General features: G+C 57.5%; 16 protein-coding genes and 1 pseudogene. 4 read left to right on the top strand and 13 right to left on the bottom strand.

The genetic code is table 11. From position 1 onward, the window contains the following. Positions 1-388: 388 nt before the first annotated feature. Together ABEA08_RS10385 and ABEA08_RS10380 are read left to right on the top strand one after the other, a co-directional pair. Positions 389-1,213, top strand: coding sequence for a DUF4437 domain-containing protein (locus ABEA08_RS10385; protein WP_345335224.1), 825 nt, complete (start codon positions 389-391; stop codon positions 1,211-1,213). A 344-nt stretch (positions 1,214-1,557) separates the two neighbouring features. Next, positions 1,558-1,806 (top strand): annotated as a pseudogene (locus ABEA08_RS10380) (helix-turn-helix domain-containing protein); the annotation flags it as partial. Between the two features lie 66 nt (positions 1,807-1,872). On the opposite strand, the gene ABEA08_RS10375 reads toward ABEA08_RS10380, so the two are convergent. Together ABEA08_RS10375 and ABEA08_RS10370 are read right to left on the bottom strand one after the other, a co-directional pair. Then, the gene (locus tag ABEA08_RS10375) at positions 1,873-4,953 is read right to left on the bottom strand and encodes an efflux RND transporter permease subunit (protein ID WP_345335223.1); all 3,081 of its coding nucleotides are present in this window, start codon (positions 4,951-4,953) and stop codon (positions 1,873-1,875) included. After that, positions 4,950-6,059: an efflux RND transporter periplasmic adaptor subunit gene (locus ABEA08_RS10370; protein WP_345335222.1), complete on the bottom strand. Its 1,110-nt coding sequence runs from the start codon at positions 6,057-6,059 to the stop codon at positions 4,950-4,952. The genes ABEA08_RS10375 and ABEA08_RS10370 overlap by 4 nt, the downstream gene beginning before the upstream one ends. Positions 6,060-6,449: 390 nt before the next feature. Here ABEA08_RS10370 and ABEA08_RS10365 point away from each other — a divergent pair, with 390 nt between their 5' ends. Further along, complete coding sequence (locus tag ABEA08_RS10365; protein WP_345335221.1) at positions 6,450-7,046, top strand: TetR/AcrR family transcriptional regulator; 597 nt, start codon at positions 6,450-6,452, stop codon at positions 7,044-7,046. A 646-nt stretch (positions 7,047-7,692) separates the two neighbouring features. Here ABEA08_RS10365 and hisIE read toward each other — a convergent pair. From hisIE to hisG, 8 genes are read right to left on the bottom strand one after another with little or no spacing between them, the layout of a single operon-like run. After that, positions 7,693-8,310: a bifunctional phosphoribosyl-AMP cyclohydrolase/phosphoribosyl-ATP diphosphatase HisIE gene (hisIE, locus tag ABEA08_RS10360; protein WP_345335220.1), complete on the bottom strand. Its 618-nt coding sequence runs from the start codon at positions 8,308-8,310 to the stop codon at positions 7,693-7,695. Further along, complete coding sequence (gene hisF / locus ABEA08_RS10355; protein WP_345335219.1) at positions 8,307-9,080, bottom strand: imidazole glycerol phosphate synthase subunit HisF; 774 nt, start codon at positions 9,078-9,080, stop codon at positions 8,307-8,309. Before hisF ends, hisIE begins: the two co-directional genes overlap by 4 nt. Beyond that, positions 9,062-9,799, bottom strand: coding sequence for a 1-(5-phosphoribosyl)-5-[(5-phosphoribosylamino)methylideneamino]imidazole-4-carboxamide isomerase (gene hisA, locus ABEA08_RS10350; RefSeq protein WP_345335218.1), 738 nt, complete (start codon positions 9,797-9,799; stop codon positions 9,062-9,064). Before hisA ends, hisF begins: the two co-directional genes overlap by 19 nt. Beyond that, complete coding sequence (gene hisH / locus ABEA08_RS10345; RefSeq protein ID WP_345335217.1) at positions 9,796-10,398, bottom strand: imidazole glycerol phosphate synthase subunit HisH; 603 nt, start codon at positions 10,396-10,398, stop codon at positions 9,796-9,798. Before hisH ends, hisA begins: the two co-directional genes overlap by 4 nt. A gap of 20 nt (positions 10,399-10,418) precedes the next feature. Next, positions 10,419-11,486: a bifunctional histidinol-phosphatase/imidazoleglycerol-phosphate dehydratase HisB gene (gene hisB, locus ABEA08_RS10340; protein ID WP_345335216.1), complete on the bottom strand. Its 1,068-nt coding sequence runs from the start codon at positions 11,484-11,486 to the stop codon at positions 10,419-10,421. Continuing rightward, entirely contained in the window at positions 11,483-12,628 is a 1,146-nt protein-coding gene (gene hisC / locus ABEA08_RS10335) for a histidinol-phosphate transaminase (RefSeq protein WP_345335215.1), read from the bottom strand. The genes hisB and hisC overlap by 4 nt, the downstream gene beginning before the upstream one ends. An 11-nt stretch (positions 12,629-12,639) precedes the next feature. Further along, positions 12,640-13,929, bottom strand: coding sequence for a histidinol dehydrogenase (hisD, locus tag ABEA08_RS10330; protein WP_345335214.1), 1,290 nt, complete (start codon positions 13,927-13,929; stop codon positions 12,640-12,642). Between the two features lie 5 nt (positions 13,930-13,934). Beyond that, positions 13,935-14,831 carry an ATP phosphoribosyltransferase gene (gene hisG, locus ABEA08_RS10325; protein ID WP_425557356.1) on the bottom strand — a complete coding sequence of 299 codons (897 nt, stop codon included), beginning with the start codon at positions 14,829-14,831 and terminating at the stop codon, positions 13,935-13,937. A gap of 469 nt (positions 14,832-15,300) precedes the next feature. Between hisG and tnpB the strand changes: the two genes are divergently transcribed. Next, a complete protein-coding gene (gene tnpB, locus ABEA08_RS22040; RefSeq protein ID WP_425557355.1) occupies positions 15,301-15,453 on the top strand; it encodes an IS66 family insertion sequence element accessory protein TnpB in 153 nt (50 codons plus the stop codon). A 173-nt stretch (positions 15,454-15,626) separates the two neighbouring features. Here the strand turns inward: tnpB and ABEA08_RS10320 are convergent, their stop codons facing one another. The 3 genes from ABEA08_RS10320 to ABEA08_RS10310 all read right to left on the bottom strand — a co-directional run. After that, on the bottom strand, positions 15,627-16,943 hold the full coding sequence (locus tag ABEA08_RS10320) for a DUF1501 domain-containing protein (RefSeq protein ID WP_345335213.1): 1,317 nt from the start codon (positions 16,941-16,943) through the stop codon (positions 15,627-15,629). 5 nt (positions 16,944-16,948) lie between these two features. After that, positions 16,949-20,074, bottom strand: a complete 3,126-nt coding sequence (locus tag ABEA08_RS10315; RefSeq protein ID WP_345335212.1) for a DUF1800 family protein — start codon at positions 20,072-20,074, stop codon at positions 16,949-16,951. Between the two features lie 507 nt (positions 20,075-20,581). After that, a partial coding sequence (locus ABEA08_RS10310; protein WP_345335211.1) for an IS630 family transposase occupies positions 20,582-20,964 on the bottom strand: 383 nt, incomplete at its 5' end.

The raw sequence follows: 20,964 nt of genomic DNA, 5'->3' as shown, positions 1-20,964 counted from the left end.
ATCATCGATGCAAGCACATGTGGCAACTGATCCGGCGGGTGAAGTACTTCATGAACAACGCCTCACCATTCCCGGGTGGTGGTCATGGATTGCAGATAGTGGAGCACAATTAGGATCAGTTATTTAGACGATTTTTTCTGATTTGAGAGGGATCGTTGGCATTCATTAAGGGGCTTAGCGTCCGCTTTCCTTCCGCGAGCACTCTGTCGGCTCTCGCACTTGGACTGAGTTCCTGCCTTCAGCAAAACGCCGAATCAATGAGCGATACCAACTCCAGCGAATTATATAAAATGCGTTGAAACTGTTTCCATCTCTACAGTCTGGCTCGCATGCAGCAGGATGGCTATGGTTAGCGCCATCATAGTATGCGTCTTGTTGGAGTTAGCCTGTGTCCCGAAACATCCCTTTATCTATTCTTCTCGGCAGCTTACTGAGCTCCCCCCTGTGGGCAGGGGAAGCGCCACAATCTCACGTGGTTGCCGCTGACGCCATCGAGTGGGGTTATCTCAATCCACTGCGTGGCGAACTTAGCCCCGGTGCCGCCGATCTGTGGGGCGATCGCACTGTTGATGGTGCGACCGGCATGCTGGTGCGATTCAATAAAGGGTTTTCCTCGCCGCCGCACATTCACAATATCACCTACCGCGGGGTGGTGATCGATGGTTTGATGCACAATGCGGATGCTGCTGCACCGCCGATGTGGCTGCCCAGCGGCTCGTTCTGGACGCAGCCAATAGGGCAAGATCACATCACTGCCGCCAATGGCGACACCAATCTTATCTACCTGGAGATCGACAGCGGACCCTATCTGGTCAAGCCGTCTGATGAGCAGTTTGATAATGGTGAACGGCCTATTAATCTGCACGCCAGCAACCGAGTTTGGCTGGGCGCAGAGGCGCTCAGTTTTGTCGATGCCGAAGGGGCTGAGCTGGCATTGCTATGGGGCAGTCACCAGATAGGAGAAACTGGCGGAGCGCTGTTGAAGCTGCCGGCCGGTTTTGACGGTCAATTGAGTGTGGATGCGGAAGAGTTTCGTGCTGTGGTGATCTCCGGGCAAGTGCATTACCGATCCGCCGAGCAAGAAGGATCTATCGGATTGCTGCCCGGCAGCTATGCAGGGTCGAAAGGTCGTTTTATTCACCAGCTAAGCAGCCCCGAAGAAACGGTGATCTACCTGCGCACTGATGGCCAGTACCGCTTGACGCTGCATTAGGCTCTATCGTAGCTCACAACGATGGCGGTGACTTCATCCAGAGCCTGTTTGCCGACGCAACCGTGTTTTGACTCCCCAGTCTTTTGGTAGAGCAAGGGCGAAAGAAGCCATTAAAATAGCCGACATCTCAGTCGGCTTTTTCCGGTTAAAATAGCCGACATTTCAGTCGGCTCTTTCCGGTTTACTCGGCACTTGGTGCCTTCTGTCCCTGAGCCGTGCCTTAGCCCTAAAGAACTGTTCCGAAAGGTCGATTACTGAATTCACAGATATGGAGGGAACTCGGCTTCCAAAGTGCGATCTGATCAATCGCCAAAAAGAAAAGTTCGACAAGGAAGCCAAGCCCCATGATGCTAATACTGCCTGACCGTTCTGAGCGACGCCGGATAACCAAAAAGCTGCATAAAACCAAGGACAAGGATGAAGCAAGACGATTGACTGACATAAAACTGTTGGCCGAAGGCCTTCCAGTCACCTCGGTCTCAAGGCTTTTGGCTGCAGTACGGTCTTCGATTAATCGCTGGATCATTTGGTATACCGAGTCTGGACTGGAGGGCTTGGAGTCGTCCACGAGGTGGCGGATGTTTCAAGTTCCAACTGTGGATAGATGCCATGCAGTAACCCCGAGCGAAAGCACGGGGCTACAGCAAAGCATGGCTCACTCAAATTCGGGGGGCTCCCTCAGACTCTGACCCTTTGAACAGCAGGCTATAGAGCACCGGCGTCACCCCCAGGGTGAACACCGTGCCCACGAGCAGGCCAAAAGCGATCACCACGGCCATGTCATGAAACATGGGATCGTTCGACAGGATCAGTGGCGACAGACCCAGCACCGTGGTAACCGTGGTCATGATGATGGGGCGCAAGCGGCGCTTGGAAGCGTGTACGATTGCGCCGATCAGATCGTCGTTATCCCGACGCTCGATGTCGATGCGATCCACAAGCACCAGCGCATTATTGATGATGATCCCGGCTAGCGCGAACAGCCCCAAAAGCACCATAAAGCCAAAACTGCCGTTAAGTAGACGCAGGCCCATCGCCGCACCGATCACCAGCAGAGGGATACTGGCAAGCACGATGAGCGGACGCTTAAAGCCGTTAAACTGGGCGATCAGCAAAACCACGATCAAGCCCAGCGCCAGCGGGAAATTCTTTTTCAGCGCCGCCTGACCCTCTTTAGAGTCAGTGATGATCCCGTCGAATTCCGCCCAGTGACCCGGTGGCAACTGGCGATTGATCTCATCGAGGATCGCGCCCACCTGTGGCACCAGATCCTCCGGCGTGTTGAGCAACGGACGTCCCTCTACCGTGAGCGCTCGGCTCAGATCCTGGCGCTGAATAGCCCCTTGCGTGGATTGCAACCGTACCTCGGCGATCTGCATCAACGGCACCGACTGGTAACCATCAACATTAATATTCAGCGAGTACAGGCCTTCCACGCTTTCACGTTGTGCCCGTTGTCCGCGCACGGTGATGGGGATAATGTCACTGCCTTCATACAGCTGGGACACCACGCGGCCCGAGTAATAAGTCGAGAGAGCGTCCGCTACCTGCTGGCTAGACACTCCGGCACGACGAGCCTTGTCTTGATCCACATCGATGTAGAGTTTGCCGATTGGGGTTTCCCAGTTTTGCCAAACGTCGATCATCCCAGGGATCGCTTTCAGCTCGGCAGCCAGTTGCTGGCCATATTGGTACACCACCTGCTCATCCGGCCCTTTTACCTGCACATGCAGCACATTGGGATCGGACGGACCGAAGAACATGCCCCGAACACGAGCGTTCAGTTGAGGGAACTCGCTGCGGAACATCTGCCGCAGCTCCTTCACCGCCCGAGGCATCGTGCTGATGTCATCGAGGTTGGCCACCAGAAAGGCAATATTGCTGGCCGGATCGGTTGGGGCCAATACCAGGACGAAACGCGGACCGCCGTAACCGGCGTAGGCGGCGTAGCTGTCGATGTAGTCAAAGCGCTGCTTATCCGACAGGATCGGGAAGAGCGCATTAAGCTGGTCTGAGGTTTGACTAATGGTGGTGCCGGAAGGCAACTCGAGCGTGATCAGTACCTGCGGTCGATCACTGTCCGGGAAGAACTTCTGCGGCACCGACTGCATCGCCACAACGGCCAGCACAAAGCTGACGACGACAGCCGCTAAGAACCAGCGACGGTGGCCCATCACCCAGCCCAAGACGTGGCCGTAAGCCCGTTCAATCGACTCAAAATAGGAAGCCTTACCCGGCTTGCCGTCCCCTTTAGGCAGGTGCATAAAGCGATAACACAGCACGGGCGTTACCGTCATTGACAGCACCCAGGAGGTGGACAGCGACAGCAGGATCACCATGGAGATGGAGCGGGTGTAATCGCCAGCATCGTGGGCAGCCAGCATCAACGGGATGAACACCAAAATGGTGGTCAGGGTCGAGGAGAGCAGCGGCAGTGCCAGCTCTCGGCCACACACCTCCAGCGCCTCATCGCGGCTAAGGCCGTCCTCCAGCCGACGCTTGAAGTCCTCGGCCATCACCACCCCGTTGTCCACCAGTAGGCCCAGTGAAATCACCATAGTAGCTAGGCTCATACGTTCCAGTGAGACACCGAAGATGCCCATCAGTGACAGGGTGATCAGCATAACGCTGGGTATGATAAAGCCGACAATGGTGCCGGTGCGCACGCCGAGGAACAGGATCACCACCGCCAGCACGATCAGCAGGGTCTGCAGCACGCTGATCGTCACCCCGTACACGGCGTTCTCCACCTGATCGGCCTGATAGGTCACGATGTTCAGCGACAGACCGATGGGGAGGCTTGTCTCGATCTCAGCCAGCAGGGCCTTCACCTGTGGGCCGTAATCCAGAACCCGGAAATGGTCCTGCATCGACACCGACAGGATCACGGCAGGTTCGCCATTGAAGAAGGCCAGCGGCTGCGAAGGCTCAGGGGCGGCACGACGAAGTTGTGCCAGATCGCCAAGACGCAAGCTGCCGAGGCCATCTTGGGTGGGGATCCGCATCTGCTCAATGTCGGCCAGCTCGGTAAACAAACCGCTCAATTCAATCAGATTCGACCCTTCGCTGATGATCAACTCCCCGCCGGGGCGCAACACGTTCTGGCTGCGCAGGATCTGTATCAACTCACTGCTGGTAAAGCCCAGTTCGCTGATCCGACGGATGTCCGGCTCGATAAAGATCCGCTCATCCTGCACGCCGTGCAACTCCACCTTATTGGTGCCTGGGATCCGGTAGAGCTGATCGCGGATGTGCTCGGCGTAGAAGCGTTTTTCTCCGGCGCTGAAATCGGCCCCGGTGAGCGCGGCGGTGACCACGGCCACGTCGCCAAAGTCGTCATTAACTATCGGTGGCGCAGTGCCTTCCGGCAGTTGATGGCGCGCTTGAGCCAGCTTCTGCCGCATGTTGTCCCAGATCTGCTCCAGACGCGCATCGTCGTTGATATGGTCGTGGATCTTAGCCTTGATGATGGATACACCCGGGCGGCTGGTCGAACGGATCTTGTAGATCTCCGGTATTTCGCGGATCGCCAGCTCCAGTGGCTTGGTGATCAGCAGCTCCATCTTCTCCGCAGAGAGGCCGGGATAGGCAGTGGTCACCAAGGCTTCCTTAATGGTGATGCTGGGATCCTCCTGCGCCGGCAGGGTAAAGAAGTTGTTCAGTCCGGCCAGCATCAGGATCGCCAGCACGGTAAAGATCACCGGTCGCTGACGGTAAGCCAGAGTAGAGATACTGCTCATGGGTTGAACCTCTTCACATCGTGCTCAAGCAGGCTGACCGGTTGATCGGAGGTTAGAAACGCGACCCCTTTGCTGGCCAGGATATCGTCACTGCCTATCGGCCCCTGTACCACGACACCTTCATTACGCAGCGACACCACATCGAGCGTCATGGCGTGAACGGTTTGACTGTCGGCCTGATAGCGATAGGCGGTCACCTGGTTGTCGCCGGACACCACATAGCTGCCATTGACCAGCAACCAGCCCTGCTGCCCCGGCGCTGCGCCGCTGGGGTAGCTCAACTCGGCCACCGCGGTCAGACCATCGCGGATGTAGGCGCCATCATGAGCAAAGCGTAAGGTGGCAGTAAAGCTGTTGGAGGCGTCGGATTGGCCGCTGATCTCCGACAATACCGCCGCAGGGTGGGCCACGCCAAGTCCATCGATCCGCACCGGATGACGTGAGCCGATCTCCAGACGCCCGACAATGGACTCGGGGATCTTAACCTTGATCTCCATCTGGCCATCCAGGCCATGAATGTCCAGCACCGGCGATAAGGCACCGACTTGCTGGGCATTTTCGATATGACGCTGAGCGATGATCCCGGCATAGGGCGCCTTCAACTGGGTATCTCCCAGCCGCTTGTGGGCCTGAGAGACGCGGCTATTGGCCACCTCAAGGCGGCTGCGTGCCGAGTCCAAACGCGCCACGGCCTGATCCAGATCTGCCTGGCCAACCACGTTCTTTTCTCGCAGCGTAGCAAGACGATCGTGTGCCTGGCGCGCCTCCGCCAGCAGTGCCTTGGCTTCGTTCTGCTCGCTGACGCGCTGGGTCAGATCCAGTCGGACGTCGGTATCTTCAAGTTGGGCGAGAAGTTGGCCCTCTTTAACCGTATCGCCCACTTCAACGAATATTTGGGCCACCTGACCGGACAACTCAAAGCTCAAGGTGGCCTGGCTGGCGTTGCGACTCAGACCGGTAAAGGCGCGTTGCACCTCAGCACTGACGGCACCGGGATGAAACCAAGCGATAGGACGGACATCGGCGTTGTCCATGGATTCGGTTGCAGGTTGACCACAGCCGACAAGGGCAATGGCAATCGCTGTTATCGTAAAGATCCTGAGCATAATCCGTTTCTCAATTCCATAAATGTAGGGGTGACCGGCGTTTATCAAACCTCGACAAGCGAACCAGAAGATGAGCTCGCTTTTGGTTTCGTTTCGTTCACTAAAACCTCTCTCGCACGCTTTCTCTCATAAGCCAGGGACGAGTCTGGGGTTGAACCAGTCGATGGGCGACGGATCAACGCAGGATGAGCTCGTCAGCAACGCCTGGCTCTCACCAACAATGCGGAGGGCACATTTGCGACCGCGCCGCTCTTGTTAGCCCCCCCCCTTTGACTTGCTGTCTGTGCAGACACAAAGTGGATGTCGCTTGCTTTTCTAAATAACCGGCCGTATGTTGACGCTGTCAACATTAGCGCCGTAAGTTGACAGCGTCAACATTAAGGGGAAAGAATGACCAGATCCGCCGACTACCACCATGGCAATCTACACCAGGCTCTGATCGCACGCGCCATTGAACTGATATCAGAAGGCGGTGTGGAGTCCGTCAGCTTACGCTCCATCGCGAGGGATCTAGGCGTAAGCCACGCGGCACCGACGCGCCACTTCAGATCCAAGGGGGATCTGCTGTTGGCGATCGCCGCTGAAGGGGTAGACGCTCTGCTGCAAGCTGCTTTGTCCCATGCTGGATCCACCGAATTGTCTGCCCTAGGGAAGCTCAAAGCGCTGGCGCAAGGCTATGTGGGATGGGCCAAAGCCAATCCGGCCCACCACCTGCTGCTGCGCAACCGAGATGTGATGCGCCACGCTAATGAGCAGCTTAAGGAGAAGCTCAAGGACTACGCTCAGCTTCAGCAAGCCTTAGTGGCCAAGGCTCGTGCTGAAGGCTGGCGCTCAGACACATCGGAGCGACTGATCCTGATGCAGATCATTGCCATGACGGCGGGTCTGGCATTTATGGTGGCGGATCCGCTTTATGAAGTGCCTCTCGGTGGCAAACCGGAGGAAGATGAGATCCAGGAGGTAATCAATGATTTCTTTTCGAAGTAGCTTACGAACCAGTACTCACATTTTACATTGGATGCTTTAACAGTGAATGGCGTCCGTTAGTACGATGAATAGGATTGACAAAACACCAGCGGGTTGCCCAGTTGATAGATATTGTATGGTCGTCGCTTACTTTAGAATCGAGCACAGGCCCTATATCATCGTCAGCTAGCTAGGTTTGAGGGGCCAGAACCATTTAAGGCACCAGTGGTTGTTATGGGGTAAAAACTGCCATGATGAAATGCGGCTTTAGAGAGAGTAAGGCCGGTTAGCGCGGTTTTTTGCGCGTAACCTGCCATCGTTGCTGCCTTTTAGGGATGACGTTTTATTCGCATCGTAAATGGCGGATTACGTTCGCTGCACAAGCTTATACCGCCCGACGCGGTACAGCTGATGTGGTGTACTCGCTGCGGCCCGTTTGTGGGCATGATGGTCTGGGTAGGGAAGCATTAGCGCGGCTTTTTGCACGTAATCTGCCAAGCGATTTCCAAAAAAGGACCGATCGTATACCAATGCGTCACCTTATTGTGGATTGCGCTCGCTACGCGAGCTAATGCAGGCCTACGCCTAACAGGTGGTTTGTGCGTAAAGCTAATTTCCTAAAAGTGCCGACAGCCGTGTTGGCACTTTTAGGGGTTTTGGGAAGCGTTTACTTATGCCGCTCTGCCAGCTTACCGATCACCGCCTCCATCGGCAGGTTTTGCTGTTCTAGCAAGACGGTGAGGTGATAGAGCAGATCGGCGGTTTCGTCGATCAGATTCTCGCGATCGTTGGTGGCGGCGGCCAGGGCAACCTCGACCCCTTCCTCGCCTACTTTCTGGGCCACCCGGCGTGGATTGCCTTTCAGCAGGGACGCGGTGTAGCTGGAGTCGGCAGGGGCATCGCGGCGCTCACTGACCACGGCTGCCAGCTTGTTCAAAAATGGCTGGTTGGCGCTGTCATCGAAGCAACTCTCGCTGCCTAAGTGGCAGGTTGGGCCGACCGGACGGGCCTGCACCAAGATGGCGTCGTTATCGCAGTCGGTGCCCAGTGTTACCAGTTCCAGCACGTTGCCGGATTCTTCGCCTTTGGTCCACAGGCGGTTCTTGGAGCGGCTGTAGAAGGTGACTTTGCCGGTTTCCACCGTATTGGCGAGGGCATCGTCATTCATATAGCCAAGCATCAGCACGCGACCAGTGAGGTGGTTTTGCACCACGGCAGGCACCAGGTTGTCCATCTTCTGCCAGTCGATTTTCGGCACTGCGATTGTTTGTGTTTCGGTGCTCATGGGCGTACCACCACGTCTTGTTGTAATAGGTATTGTTTGAGTTCGGGGATGGGGATGATCCCCTTGTGAAATACGGAGGCCGCGAGGGCGCCGTCAACACGGGCCTGTTTGAACACGTCGGCGAAGTGGGTCATGGCACCGGCACCGCCGGAGGCGATCAGTGGCACCGAGCAGACGTCGCGCACGGCGCTGAGCTGTTTGATGTCGTAGCCCTGACGGACGCCATCCTGGTTCATCACGTTGAGCACGATCTCACCGGCGCCGCGTTTGATCACTTCCTGACACCAATCCAGCGTGTCCCAGGCGGTGTCGCGGGTGGCGGCTTCTGAGCCGGTGAACTGCTTTACCTTGTAGCGGCCAGTGTCTGCATCAAACCAGGAGTCGACGCCCACCACCACGCACTGACGACCGAAGCGGTCGTTGAGGCGGTTGATCAAGTCGGGATCCGACAGCGCCGGGCTATTGACCGAAATTTTATCGGCGCCGTCGGCCAGGATCTTTTGCGCATCCTCGATGGTCTTAATGCCACCGGCGACGCAGAAGGGGATATCCAGCTGCTCAGCCACACGGGCGACCCAGCTCTTGTCGACGGTGCGGCCATCGGCGCTGGCGGTGATGTCGTAGAACACCAACTCGTCGGCGCCCTCAAGGGCGTAGCGAGCGGCGAGATCGACAATTTCACCGACGATCTCGTGATTGCGAAACTGCACGCCTTTGACTACCTGGCCGTCTTTGACGTCGAGGCAGGGAATTATCCGTTTTGCCAGCATGCCAGCGCCTCCTCAATGTTAAAGCGTCCGGCCAGCAGGGCTTTGCCGATGATGATGCCGCCGATGTTGATGGCTTTCAGCTCGCTCAAATCGCTGAGCTCGGCGATGCCGCCGGAAGCCTGCCAACGCACGGCGGGGTAGGTGGCGATCAACCGCTGATAGAGCTCGACGTTGGGGCCGGTCAGCATGCCGTCACGGTCGACATCGGTGCACAGCACGTCGGTCAGGCCCGCTTCCAGCAGGGGCGCGATCACCTCGCTGAGCTGCTTGCCAGAGCCTTTCTGCCAGCCGTGGGTGAGCACTTCCGGCTCGCCGGCTTCATCCAGCCGGACGTCCAGCGCGATGGTGATCTTCGAGGCGCCGTACTTTTGCATCCAGCTGGCCACCAGCTCTGGCTGGCTGACGGAGAGGGAGCCGATCACCACTTTGGCGACGCCGATCTCCAGCAGGGCCTGAACGTCGGCTTCCGAGCGCACGCCGCCACCGACCTGAATGGGCGCACTGAGGTTGGCCACCAGGTTTTGGATGGTGTCGAGCTGGCGGTTCTGCGGGTTTTTCGCCCCGTCCAGATCCACCAGGTGCAGCAGCTCACTGCCTGCATCCTGATACGCTTTGAGCTGGGCCAGCGGCGAGTAATCAAATTGGGTGACGGCGTTAAAGTCGCCTTTTTCCAGACGGACGACTTTGCCGTCGATCAGATCAATAGCCGGAATGATCATGCCGGGATCTCCAAGAAATTCTTCAAAATGCGTGCGCCCACGGCGCCTGAGCGTTCGGGGTGGAACTGCACCCCCATGATGTTGCCGCGGCCGACGGAGGCGGAAAAGCGCTGGCCGTATTCACTGGCGGCGAGGGTCAGCTCGGTCTCGGCCACGCCGTAGCTGTGCACGAAGTAGACGTAATCGCCTTTATTGATGCCGGCGAACAGCGGGTGATCGGTCGGCTCCAGGGTGTTCCAGCCCATGTGGGGCAGCGGCTGATCGCCAACACGCAGTTTTTCCGTGGTGAAGGGCAGCAGGCCGGGGAGTGGCATGCTCTTTTGAGCGACAGTGCCCTCTTGCGAGGCTTCGCCCAGCAGCTGCATGCCCAAGCAAATGCCCAGCAGCGGCTGCTCTATCTTGGGCAGCACCTCGAGCAAGCCCCGTTCGCGCAGTTGTACCATGGCTGCCTGAGCGGAGCCCACGCCGGGCAGGATCACCCGATCGGCACTGAGGATGGTTTGCGGGTCACGACTGATCTGCGGTGTTGCCCCTAAACGTTCCAACGCAAAGCGCACGGAGGAGAGGTTGGCGCAGCCGGTATCGATAATCACGGTCATCTTTTTCTATTCCTTACGGCTTATAGCACGCCTTTGGAGGAGGGCAGATCATTGCCTTCCTTCTTAACGGCCTGGCGCAGGGTCCGGCCCAAGGCTTTAAACAGCGCTTCGACTTTGTGGTGCTCGTTGTCGCCGGCCACCTTGAGATTCAGGGTGCAGGCCAGGCCATCGGCAAAGCTGCGGAAGAAGTGCGGCACCATCTCGGTGGCCATGCCGCCGACGCTGTCGCGCTCGAACTGGGCGTCAAACTGCAGATAGGCGCGGCCGGAAAGATCCAGCAGGCAGTGCGCTTCGGTTTCGTCCATCGGCAGGGAAAAACCAAACCGGCCAATGCCGCGCTTGTCGCCAATCGCTTCGCGCAGTGCCTGACCCAGTGCCAGAGCGGCGTCCTCGACGCTGTGGTGATCGTCGATCTCCAGATCGCCGGTCATGGTCAGCTCCATGGCGAAGCCGCCGTGGGTGGCAATTTGGTCGAGCATGTGGTCGAAAAAGCCGATGCCGGTGTCGATCTTCACCGGGCCTTTGCTGTCCAAGTCGACGGTCACATTGATGTCGGTTTCGCGGGTGGTGCGGCGCACGCTCGCGGTGCGGTTGGCACCGGTCAGCTGCTTGGCAATGGCAGGCCAGCCCAGGGTCTCGGGGTTGTACTGCAGGCCACGAATGCCCATGGCCGCGGCCAGACCCATATCGGTCTGTCGATCACCAATCACAAAGGAGCGCTCGAAGTCGACTTTGCCGGCGACCAGATACTCTTGTACCAGGCCGAGTTTCGGCTTGCGGCAGCTGCAGTTGTCCTCGTCGAAGTGCGGGCAGATCAGCACATCGTCAAACACCACGCCCTGGCTCTGGAAGATCGCCATCATCATGTCGTGGGGCGCATCGAAATCCGCTTGCGGGAAGCTGTCGGTGCCCAAACCGTCCTGATTGGACACCATCACCAGGCGGTAGCCAGCGGCTTGCAGCTCAAGCAGCACCGGAATGACCTGCGGCTCAAACACCAGCTTGTCGAGGCGATCCAGCTGCTTGTCTACCGGCGGCTCTTGCACCAGGGTACCGTCACGGTCGATAAAGAGGATGGGTTGTTTCACAGCTGTGTCTCCTTAGCAGCGGCACCGGCTTTGATGCGGGCGGTGTCCTTTTCAATTTTGTTGTTGGCCTTGCTGGTCAACTCTTTGGTGATCGCCTTCAGGGCGGATTCCACCCGGGCGATCTCACTGTCGGCGCCGATGCTGATCCGCAACCAGTTTGCCAGCGCCGGGTTGCTGTAGGCGCGAATGAGCAGCCCTTGCTCAACCAGCGCGTCATAGCAGGCACGGGCCAGGCTGACTTTGAACAGGATGAAGTTGGCCTGTGAGGGGATCACGCTTTCCACCCCGGGCAAGCAGGACAAACGCAGCGCCAGCGAATTACGCCGAGCATTAAGCTGCGCCACTTGCGTGTGCATGCGCTTGAGGCCCTCCGGGCTTAGCGCCTCGGCGGCCAATTGGGCCACCGGCTCCGGCACCGGATAGGGTGCTATCACTTTCTCCAGCACCTGAATGATGGCGTTGTTGGCCAGGGTAAAGCCGCAGCGGGCGCCCGCCAGGGCGAACGCCTTGGACAGAGTACGCAGCACTACCAGGTTCGGGCACTGGGCGATCGCGTCGGCCATGGACAGTTCGGGGCAGAACTCGATGTAGGCTTCGTCCACCACCAACAGGCTGTCCGGCAGCTGCGCCGCCAGTTCAATCAAGCGCTCTTTGGCGATAACGGTGCCGCTGGGGTTGTTGGGGTTACAGACAAACACCAGCTTACAGTCGCTCACCTGCTCGGCGAAGTCGGATGGCAGCTGATAACCCTCGGCCCACTCCAGCGTGCGACAGGCGACGGCGTTGGTGGCGGCGCTGATGGCGTACATGCCGTAGCTTGGTCCGCAGGTCGCGACGCTGTCGACACCGGGACGGCAGAAGGCACGAAACAGCAGATCGATGCCTTCGTCCGCTCCGCGGGTGATCAGCACCTGCTCGGAAGGCAGCTGCGAATAGGTGGCGTAGGCGCTGCGCACGGACTCAGGTTGGCAATCCGGGTAGCGGTTGACGCCGACCACATTGGCATTGTTCCAAGGGGATTCGTTGGCGTTGAGCCACACCTCTCCCCCTTGCACTTCACGGCGGGCCGAGGCGTAGGGCACCAGTGCCGCGATCTCTGGGCGTACCAGTCGCTTCGCAACGGCTTGAGCTTGATTATCCATATTCTTGCTCCTTATTGGGCCGCGAGGCGCAGCGCGACGGCATTGGCGTGGGCTTGCAACCCTTCCGCTTCGGCCAGGGTGATCACCGTCTGACCCAGGCCATTCAAGCCGCCACGGGACAGCTCTTGCACGGTAAAGCGGCGCTGGAAGTCGGCCAGTGACAGGCTGGATACGGTGCGCGCCGCACCGTAGGTGGGCAGCACGTGGTTGGTGCCGCTGGCGTAGTCGCCCACCGATTCCGGGGTCCACTCTCCGAGGAAGATGGAGCCCGCCGCACGCAACTGAGGCAGCAGGTTGCGTGGCTCATTGCCTTCAGAGCTGGTTTGGACGATCAAGTGCTCTGGCGCGTAGGCGTTGCTGATCTCGCAGGCCTCAACCATGTTCTTGGCGATCAGGGTGCGGCTTTGCGACAGGGCCACCCGGGCGATCTCGGCGCGGGGCAGGGTGGTCAGCTGGTTGTTCACCTCCGCCTCCACTTCCGTCGCCAAGGCCTCGGAGTCAGTCACCAATATCACCTGAGAGTCTTCGCCGTGCTCGGCTTGCGAGAGCAGATCGGCGGCAACGAACACCGGGTTGGCACTGCCATCGGCGATGACCAGCACTTCGGACGGGCCTGCAGGCATATCAATGGCGGTGTTTTGCTGACTCACCTGGGTCTTGGCTTCGGTAACGAAGCGGTTGCCCGGGCCGAAGATCTTATCCACCTTAGGAACGGTTTCGGTGCCGTAGGCCAGCGCCGCGACCGCCTGTGCGCCACCTAAGGTAAAGATGGTGTCGACGCCGCAGCGATCCGCCGCGTACAGAATGGCGTCGTTGACCGGCGGTGGGGTAACCATCACCTTCACCGGGCAACCGGCGATCTCCGCCGGAAGGGCCAGCATCAGCACGGTACTGATCAAGGGCGCACTGCCGCCGGGGACATACAAACCGACCTTTTCAATCGCTTCCGATCGCAGCTCACAGACCACGCCCGGCGCCACGTTCTGGCGCAACACTTGGGGCTGTTGGGCGGTGTGGAAGCGGCGGATGTTGGCGATGGCATCGTCGATCGCCTGCTTCAGCTCAGGCGCCACACGCGCCTCGGCTTCGGCCATGGCGTCGCGGCCCAGCTGCCAGTTGGCTGGCATGGCGCCGTCGAATTTCTCGGTCAGGGCGATCAGTGCCTGATCGCCTCCTTGTTTTACCTGCGCCAGGATCTCAGCAACGGTGTCGGACAGCTTGGCATCGGTTACGATGTCGGAGCGTCGCAGCGCCGCTTCGCGGCCGGCGTCATCCAGTTTTGACCAGTTCAATCTTTCCATCGGTGTTATCCCAGCATCTTCTCGATTGGCAATACCAAAATGGAGCTGGCCCCTTGGGCTTTAAGCTCTTCCATAGTGTCCCAGAACAGGGTTTCGGTGCTGACGGAGTGCAGCGCGACACGGCTGTTGTCGTCGGCCAGCGGCAAGATGGTGGGGCGTTCGGCACCAGGTAACAGGGCGATCACTTCCTCGACCTTATCTTTGGGCGCGTGCAGCATGATGTACTTAGACTCTTTGGCCTGAATGACGCCGTTGATGCGCACCATCAGTTTGTCGATCAACTGCTGTTGCTCTGGTGCCAGCTCGCGGGTGCCTTGAATGAGGGTGGCTTTGGATTTGAAGATCACCTCCACCTCTTTCAGGCCATTGGCTTCCAGGGTGGCGCCGGTGCTGACCAGATCGCAGATGGCGTCGGCCAGTCCGGCACGGGGGGCCACTTCAACCGACCCTTTGAGCATGCAGCTGGAGATGTTGACGCCTTTCTCTTTCATGTAGCGTTCAAGCAGGTAGGGGTAGGAGGTGGCCAGACGCATGCCTTCGAGCGAATCGGCGGCGGCGTATTCCATTTCGTCCGGCACCGCCAGGGAGAGGCGGCAGCCGCCAAAGTCCATGCGGCGTAGGGTAGAGAAGTTGGCGTCCTGGCCTTTCGACTCACGCTCCAGCTGGGTTTCCACCAACACGTTCTCGCCGACAAAGCCCAGATCGACCACGCCGTCCATCACCAGCCCCGGAATATCATCATCACGAACCCGCAGGATATCGATGGGCATATTTTCCACGTGGCTGATCAGGCGCTGCTCGCGCAGGTTGATCTTCATGCCGCAGGCCTTGAGCAGGGCCTGAGTCTCGGTCGACAGACGACCGGATTTTTGCATTGCGATTCTAAGTCTCTGAGTTGTCATGATCACTAAATCCTTTAATGTTTAAAACGAAAAACCCCCGGCGCTGGGCCAGGGGTTTTGTCTTGTCTCAGGACTTCAACCACCAGCGGCGCCGTAACGGCAGCCACCAGCAGAACGCGCTTGGGCTACCGTTTCATGTGATGGTGATGATGGTGGGTAGCGCCGGTGCGAAAAGTCATGGTAGTCCTAAATGTCTGTTGTTTAAGTCGACTCCCAGCGGCGTCGTGTCAGTGCCAGAAGTCTTGTGTTCGTTAAGTTGCTATTTACGCTAAACCAGTGAGATCGGCTTTGCAACCCCTCGATTGCGACAATTTTGTGATCCGGTTATGGGGCTATGTGTGTGGGTTATAGGAAGTGGCATTCGCCGTACAAGCGATAGCGAATTGGGAGTAAGCTCACGGCAACCGCAGCTAACAATCGAGTACCACAGAGATAAGCTCATCCTCTACGATAATATGAGGATGAGTTCATGTTTCCGGTTTCCAGCCAACTTACGGTCACTCTGGTTTGTGGCGTCACAGACATGCGCAAGGCCATCGACGGCTTGAGCAACACCGTCTCTTATGAACTCACTCAAGAGCCGTGCTCTGAGCAACTGTCTGAATTGCCCCCTGCAGTATAGGCACCGAGTTATTCTTTGTGGACTTCCCCCAGTCGTAAAGACACCTCCGAGCTATTCTTTGAGCACTGGATGAATCATCATGAGCAGCCTGGGGCGACTCCTGGCTGCCCCTGCTCTTCACGCCGAGCAGTGATCCTCGGGGGAATGATTACGTGTTTGTAGTCAAGTGCCAGCTAAGCCATAAAGTCCAAGGTCGGAGAATTGAACCGGTATAGCTCGGGAAACAGTTGATTGAGCTGGTCGGTCGATGCGCCCATCCATTGACTGAGCGTTGCAGCCACTTGATCGACAGAGGTGGTTGGGATCATGCGGCCGTTATAGATGCTATCCGGTCCCTCCAGTGCCAAGGTCGGCCACAGTCCGTAGGCACCGCCTTTGACCGCGCCCCCCATGACCAATTGATTGCCTCCCCAACCGTGATCGGTGCCATCCCCATTGCTCAGTAGTCGGCGTCCAAAGTCGGACATAGTAAAGGTGGTGACCTGTTGGTCGAGTCCGAGACTGGTGAGCGAATTTTGGAAGGCGGCTAGGGCTTGGCTGAGGGTTTGCATCAAAGGCGCGTGGCGCGCTAGCAGATCATCATGATTGTCGAACCCACCCATTCCGACCAAAAACAGCTGACGGCCGTGCCCCAGTAGGGCGTTGGAGCGAATGATCGACTCCACGGTTTTCAGTTGCGAGGCCAAGCCGTTGTTGTCCGGGTAGTTACCCTCTGAAGGGTAGATGGTGAGCAGTTCTTCGAGGGTGTCGCTGGTTGTGCGGGCATTGCGCTGGATTGAGCTCAGCTCCTGCTCAAAAGCGGATTGAAGCGGCAGTGATAGCAGACTCTGGTAGCCCTCGGCCAATGGTGAGTGATGCAGGGCGTCTAGGCTGGGAATGCTGCCTGCGCTGATCACATTATTCCCCATGGCCGAACGCGCCCACTTGCGATTGCCGACCAGTGAAAACAAGGGGGTGATGGCATTGAAACCGCTGCCCGCATTAGCACTAAGCATATCCATCAGGCGCCCGCCCCAGCCCAAGCTGTTTTTGGTTGACGCGACACCACTTTCCACCGCGATCTGCTGGCTGTTGTGCGAAAACAAAAACTCAGGAAGGCGGGCTTGCCCGGCGAGGATCGCCTCGCGAGTGATAGGCTCGATAAGGGTACCACAGTTGCAGATCACGGCCGTGTTACCCTGGGCCATCAGATTGGCCAGCTCCGGCATCTGCGGGTGCAGTTGTAGGGCATCACCGTTTTGGTCCGATAGACCGGTACTCAACAGTTCTGCGCTGGGGAGCGCTAAGTTGGAACGTGCGTTCTGGTAATCGGTGTGAGCGTCGGCGTTGCCGGATAGCACCATATTGAACGAGTCATTGCCACCAAACAGCATTATCCCGACCAGCGCCTTGTAGCCGCCGCCGCTGGCCATGGCGGGGCGCACCCAAGCCGGTGCCATTGCCGTCCCGGCTCCAGCCATCAACAATTTGATCAATGTTCTGCGGTTCATGGCCGTTACTCCTGATAGAGGTATTCGGTGGCGGAGAGCGCCAGATAAAGCGTATCTTTCACGCGCTGCTCGCCGCTTTCGTTGATCATGCCCGCGAGGTGCTGATCGAGCAGGTTACCCAACTCCTGACTCATTCGGCCCCAAAACAGGTGGCGGTCGACCCAGCCTATCAGTGCGTCGCTGTCTTCTAGCTCAAGTAAGGATGCGATATCGAAGGTTAGATCGCCCGATACGGGGTTGTCGTGATCCTGCAGCATGCTCCAAAATCGGTCATTCAGGCGGATGTAACTGTTCCAGTTGAGGATCTGAAGCTCTGGCGCCACCATCCCTAATTGTTCGATGTCGCCTTGGCTGTAATCCGGGCTGTAAAAGTTAAAGACGGAAGGGGCGGCCAGTGGCGCCTGCCCGTAACCACTGAAACTGGCAAAGTAATCCTCCATCCGCTCCCCAACGATCTGCATTTCCAACGCTCTTGCCACCCCTGTGATCATTAACAGAGGTTCCCGTACCTTGAGGGGAGTATCGGGAGCCTCACCCAAGATCTCTGAGTCGGTGAGGACCGCTTTGGCGACGGCAAACAGATCGCCTCGGACGCCTTGGCCGTTGTCGCGAAAGACATCCGCAACACGTCGAACATACTCTGTGCTGGGATTGGAGTGGGTCAGGCGCTGGATCAATTGGTGACTCACAAAGGGCGGGGTATTGGGGTGGTTAAATAGCAGGTCCATGGCTTGGTTGAGATCGGCTTGGGCCCCTTGCCCGGCGACAAAGGGTGTCCCCATCACCACCTTTTTATCATCATCATGGCGGGTTTCCGATATCCTCATCGGCACGAGATACCCTGCGCAGTCATTGCACATAGCGCCATCTGCTTGCCAGCCGGTGAATACTCGGGCCAACTCTTCAATGTCGGTTTGGGTGTAGCTGGGGAGCAATTCGCCATCACTGCCCAACTTCGCCGTGCCATCGTCGTTAAGTTGGTGCAGCCCGATGCTGAACAACTGCATTACCTCACGGGCGTAGTTTTCGTCTGGGTAGCGGTTGCGCTCGGGATCCGCTTTTTGATTCCCCATCATTGACAGGTATGCTCCCATCACCGGACTGAGCGTGACCTCCTCAAGCAGTTCCCGGTAGTTGCCCAGTGCGTGCTTGGAGAGCAGGTCGTAGTAATTGGCCAATCCCTTGGATTGGTGACGAAGCCGGGCATCGTATCGAGACACCACCAGGATCTGACTCAGTGCAAAGGCCATGCGCTGGCGCAGTTGATCGTTTTCGTACAGAGCATGTTGCCACCATATGTCGGCGCGCAGTTGTTGAGAATGTTCACTGAAATCAATATAAAATTGCTCGACGATGGGCAGATGCAGGCTTCTTGGCGTTGCCGCCTGTTGCTCAAACCATGCATCGATACCCATTTGCGCCAGGCTTTCGATATCCCCCGGTTTGGGGCCAAAGGTCGCCCGCTGCAAAAAGCGTGCAGCAGCTTTCTCTTCTGCGGAGAGGGGGTGGGGATTGAGGAAGACCTCGTCACTGCCGGAGACGGTGATCCTCACCTCGGTGGTCGATGCATCGGTCAAAGCGACACTCAGAGTGTCAATGATCGTTTCTTCGTGAGAGAGTGCATTGACCTCCTCACTTTGTATCAGGGTGTATTCCCAGCGGCCATCCTCTTCCAACGTAAATTGGCCATATCGGCCCGCCAGGGTGTTCGCGATGAAGGCCAGATCTGGATTGTCGGCATCGAAGGCACTCAGTACCCCTTGACTGGTGAGCACTTCATCTTCGACTACCTGACCGCTGCCTAGGCTGATCTCTGGGAGGTCGTCCGTGCCGGTGAGGGTGATGGTGACTAGGGTTGTGCTGCTGTCGGTCAGTGCGACCGTTAACGGGTCTGTCACCACTTCGCCCTCGGCCAAGGCATCGATATGAGGGCCCTGCGTCAGGGTGTATTGCCATCCGCCATCCGCTGCCACCGACAGTTGGCCATAACGACCCAAAAGCGTGTCTGCGATGAAGGCCAGATTGGGGTTATCGACGTCCATGGCATCCAGTTGCCCACCGCTGGTGAGCACTTCATCTTCGACTACCTGACCGCGGCCTTGGCTGAGCAGTGGAAGATCGTCGGTGCCGGTGAGGGTGATGATGACTTGAGTTGTGCTGTCGTCGGACAAAGCGACCGTCAGAGTATCCGTCACCACCTCGCCCCCTGCAAGGGCGTCGATATGGGGGCCCTGCGTCAGGGTGTATTGCCAAAGGCCATCTTCGGCCAGTATCAGTTGACCGTAGCGACCCGTAATACTGCCAGCGATAAAGGCGAGGCTTGGGTTATCGGCATCAAGCGCGCTCAGCTGACCTTGGCTAGATAGCACCACATCTTCGATGACCTGGCCACGGCCTTGGCTGATCATGGGGAGATCATCTGTGCCTGTGATGGTGATGGTGACTTGGGTTGTGCTGTTGTCGGTCAAAGCGACGGTCAAGGGCTCCGTCACCACTTCGCCCTCGGCTAGGGCGTCAACGGGATTGCCCTGAGTCAGGGTATATTGCCAAAGGCCATCCTCTGCCAGCACCAATTGACCGTAGTGACCATTGATGGTGTCGGCGACAAAGGTCAGATCCGGATTATCTACATCGCTGGCATTGAGTTGGCCTTGGGCATTCAATGCGAACTCTTCGGTAACGTTCCCATGACCTTGGCTTATTTCAGGTGGATCGTCAGTGCCGGTGATCGTGATAGTGATAAGGGCCCTCCAGCTTAAGGTTAGTTCCACGTCAAATTCATCGGTGGCAACTTCACCTTCGGACAGGGCATCGACATGACGGTTCTGATCTAAGGTGTAATGCCATTGGCCATTTGGTTGCACGGTTAAGCGACCGAAGTGACCTTGCTGGGTGTTTGCAACAAAAACTGGGCCGGGATTGGCCAGATGACCGACACTGAGATGCCCATCGGCAGAGAGCACCAGATCTTCCTTGACGGCCCCTTGGCCTTGAGTCGCCACTGGCCAGTTTTCAAGGCTTCCTATCACAGGAGGAGGCTCTTGCTCAAAAGCTGTGTCACCATCGCCGCCACAGCCAAACAGCAGTAGTGCCAGCACGGCTGAGCTGAACCCATTTTTCCGAGTTTGCATGATCGATCCGCCCTCTTTACCCGAAAGGAGAGTGGGGGGGCGGGGCGGAGAGATGGCATTTTACTGCCACGGCAGACGTGTTGGAGAAAACTACTCAGGGCGGCAACTTGGGAATGCCCGGCTGCTGCACTTCAATCTCGGCGTATTAGTCTTGGATCTCAACGAGCCCCTGAGGTATCGGCGTAGTTTCACTACACTTCAGCCGTTCCATCAGTTCTTTCGTGCGATCCTTGCTTTGATTGTGGCTGAGCAGTTTGAACCTGCTCACCCCCCTGAATTACTGGACTCAAGCGTAGACGAAAATTTATTTATGTGAAAAATCTTAGTGATATCTTTACGTGGTAGCGAGGTAACCGTTCACCAGAACTATATTGACAGCGAGATGCGATAGTGATTGATTATTAGCGATTTTTATTGAGGCTTGAGCGATCGTTTTTGGAGTTAAAAATAGGCTATGTCGCAATCTGCTGTTGATGATGCCAGCCGAGAACTTCTAAATAACTGATCCTAATTGTGCTCCAGTTTCTGCAATCCATGACCACCACCCGGGAATGGTGAGGCGTTGTTCATGAAGTACTTCACCCGCCGGATCAGTTGCCACATATGCTTGCATCGATGATTACGCGTGATGGTTTCATGCAACGCATGCCAGAGATGCTCGATTTTGTTAACCCAAGGCGAGTACACCGGCTGGAACAGCAGTACGAACTTGGGGTTCTTTGCCAACCATCGCTGTGTTTTCTTGCTCTTGTGGATGATGTAGTTATCAACGATCAGCGTGATGCTTTTTGCTCGTCGATACTGCCGTTTTAGTAGCTTCAGCATCGACAAAAACAAGTCTGAATCCTTACTGGCACCTGCCACATAGGACACGCGTCCGGTGCCAGCGT

Origin of the sequence: Ferrimonas pelagia (assembly GCF_039543565.1) — a bacterium.
GTDB lineage: Bacteria > Pseudomonadota > Gammaproteobacteria > Enterobacterales > Shewanellaceae > Ferrimonas > Ferrimonas pelagia.
Note: the sequence above shows the minus strand (reverse complement) of the source record. Positions and strands in the feature narration are given on the sequence as shown.

Coding starts and splice junctions, on each gene's coding strand:
- ABEA08_RS10375 (WP_345335223.1), bottom strand. CDS start 4,953: ATGAGCAGTATCTCTACTCTGGCTTACCGTCAGCGACCGGTGATCTTT.
- ABEA08_RS10370 (WP_345335222.1), bottom strand. CDS start 6,059: ATGCTCAGGATCTTTACGATAACAGCGATTGCCATTGCCCTTGTCGGC.
- ABEA08_RS10365 (WP_345335221.1), top strand. CDS start 6,450: ATGACCAGATCCGCCGACTACCACCATGGCAATCTACACCAGGCTCTG.
- hisIE (WP_345335220.1), bottom strand. CDS start 8,310: ATGAGCACCGAAACACAAACAATCGCAGTGCCGAAAATCGACTGGCAG.
- hisF (WP_345335219.1), bottom strand. CDS start 9,080: ATGCTGGCAAAACGGATAATTCCCTGCCTCGACGTCAAAGACGGCCAG.
- hisA (WP_345335218.1), bottom strand. CDS start 9,799: ATGATCATTCCGGCTATTGATCTGATCGACGGCAAAGTCGTCCGTCTG.
- hisH (WP_345335217.1), bottom strand. CDS start 10,398: ATGACCGTGATTATCGATACCGGCTGCGCCAACCTCTCCTCCGTGCGC.
- hisC (WP_345335215.1), bottom strand. CDS start 12,628: ATGGATAATCAAGCTCAAGCCGTTGCGAAGCGACTGGTACGCCCAGAG.
- hisD (WP_345335214.1), bottom strand. CDS start 13,929: ATGGAAAGATTGAACTGGTCAAAACTGGATGACGCCGGCCGCGAAGCG.
- hisG (WP_425557356.1), bottom strand. CDS start 14,831: ATGACAACTCAGAGACTTAGAATCGCAATGCAAAAATCCGGTCGTCTG.
- tnpB (WP_425557355.1), top strand. CDS start 15,301: ATGTTTCCGGTTTCCAGCCAACTTACGGTCACTCTGGTTTGTGGCGTC.
- ABEA08_RS10320 (WP_345335213.1), bottom strand. CDS start 16,943: ATGAACCGCAGAACATTGATCAAATTGTTGATGGCTGGAGCCGGGACG.
- ABEA08_RS10315 (WP_345335212.1), bottom strand. CDS start 20,074: ATGCAAACTCGGAAAAATGGGTTCAGCTCAGCCGTGCTGGCACTACTG.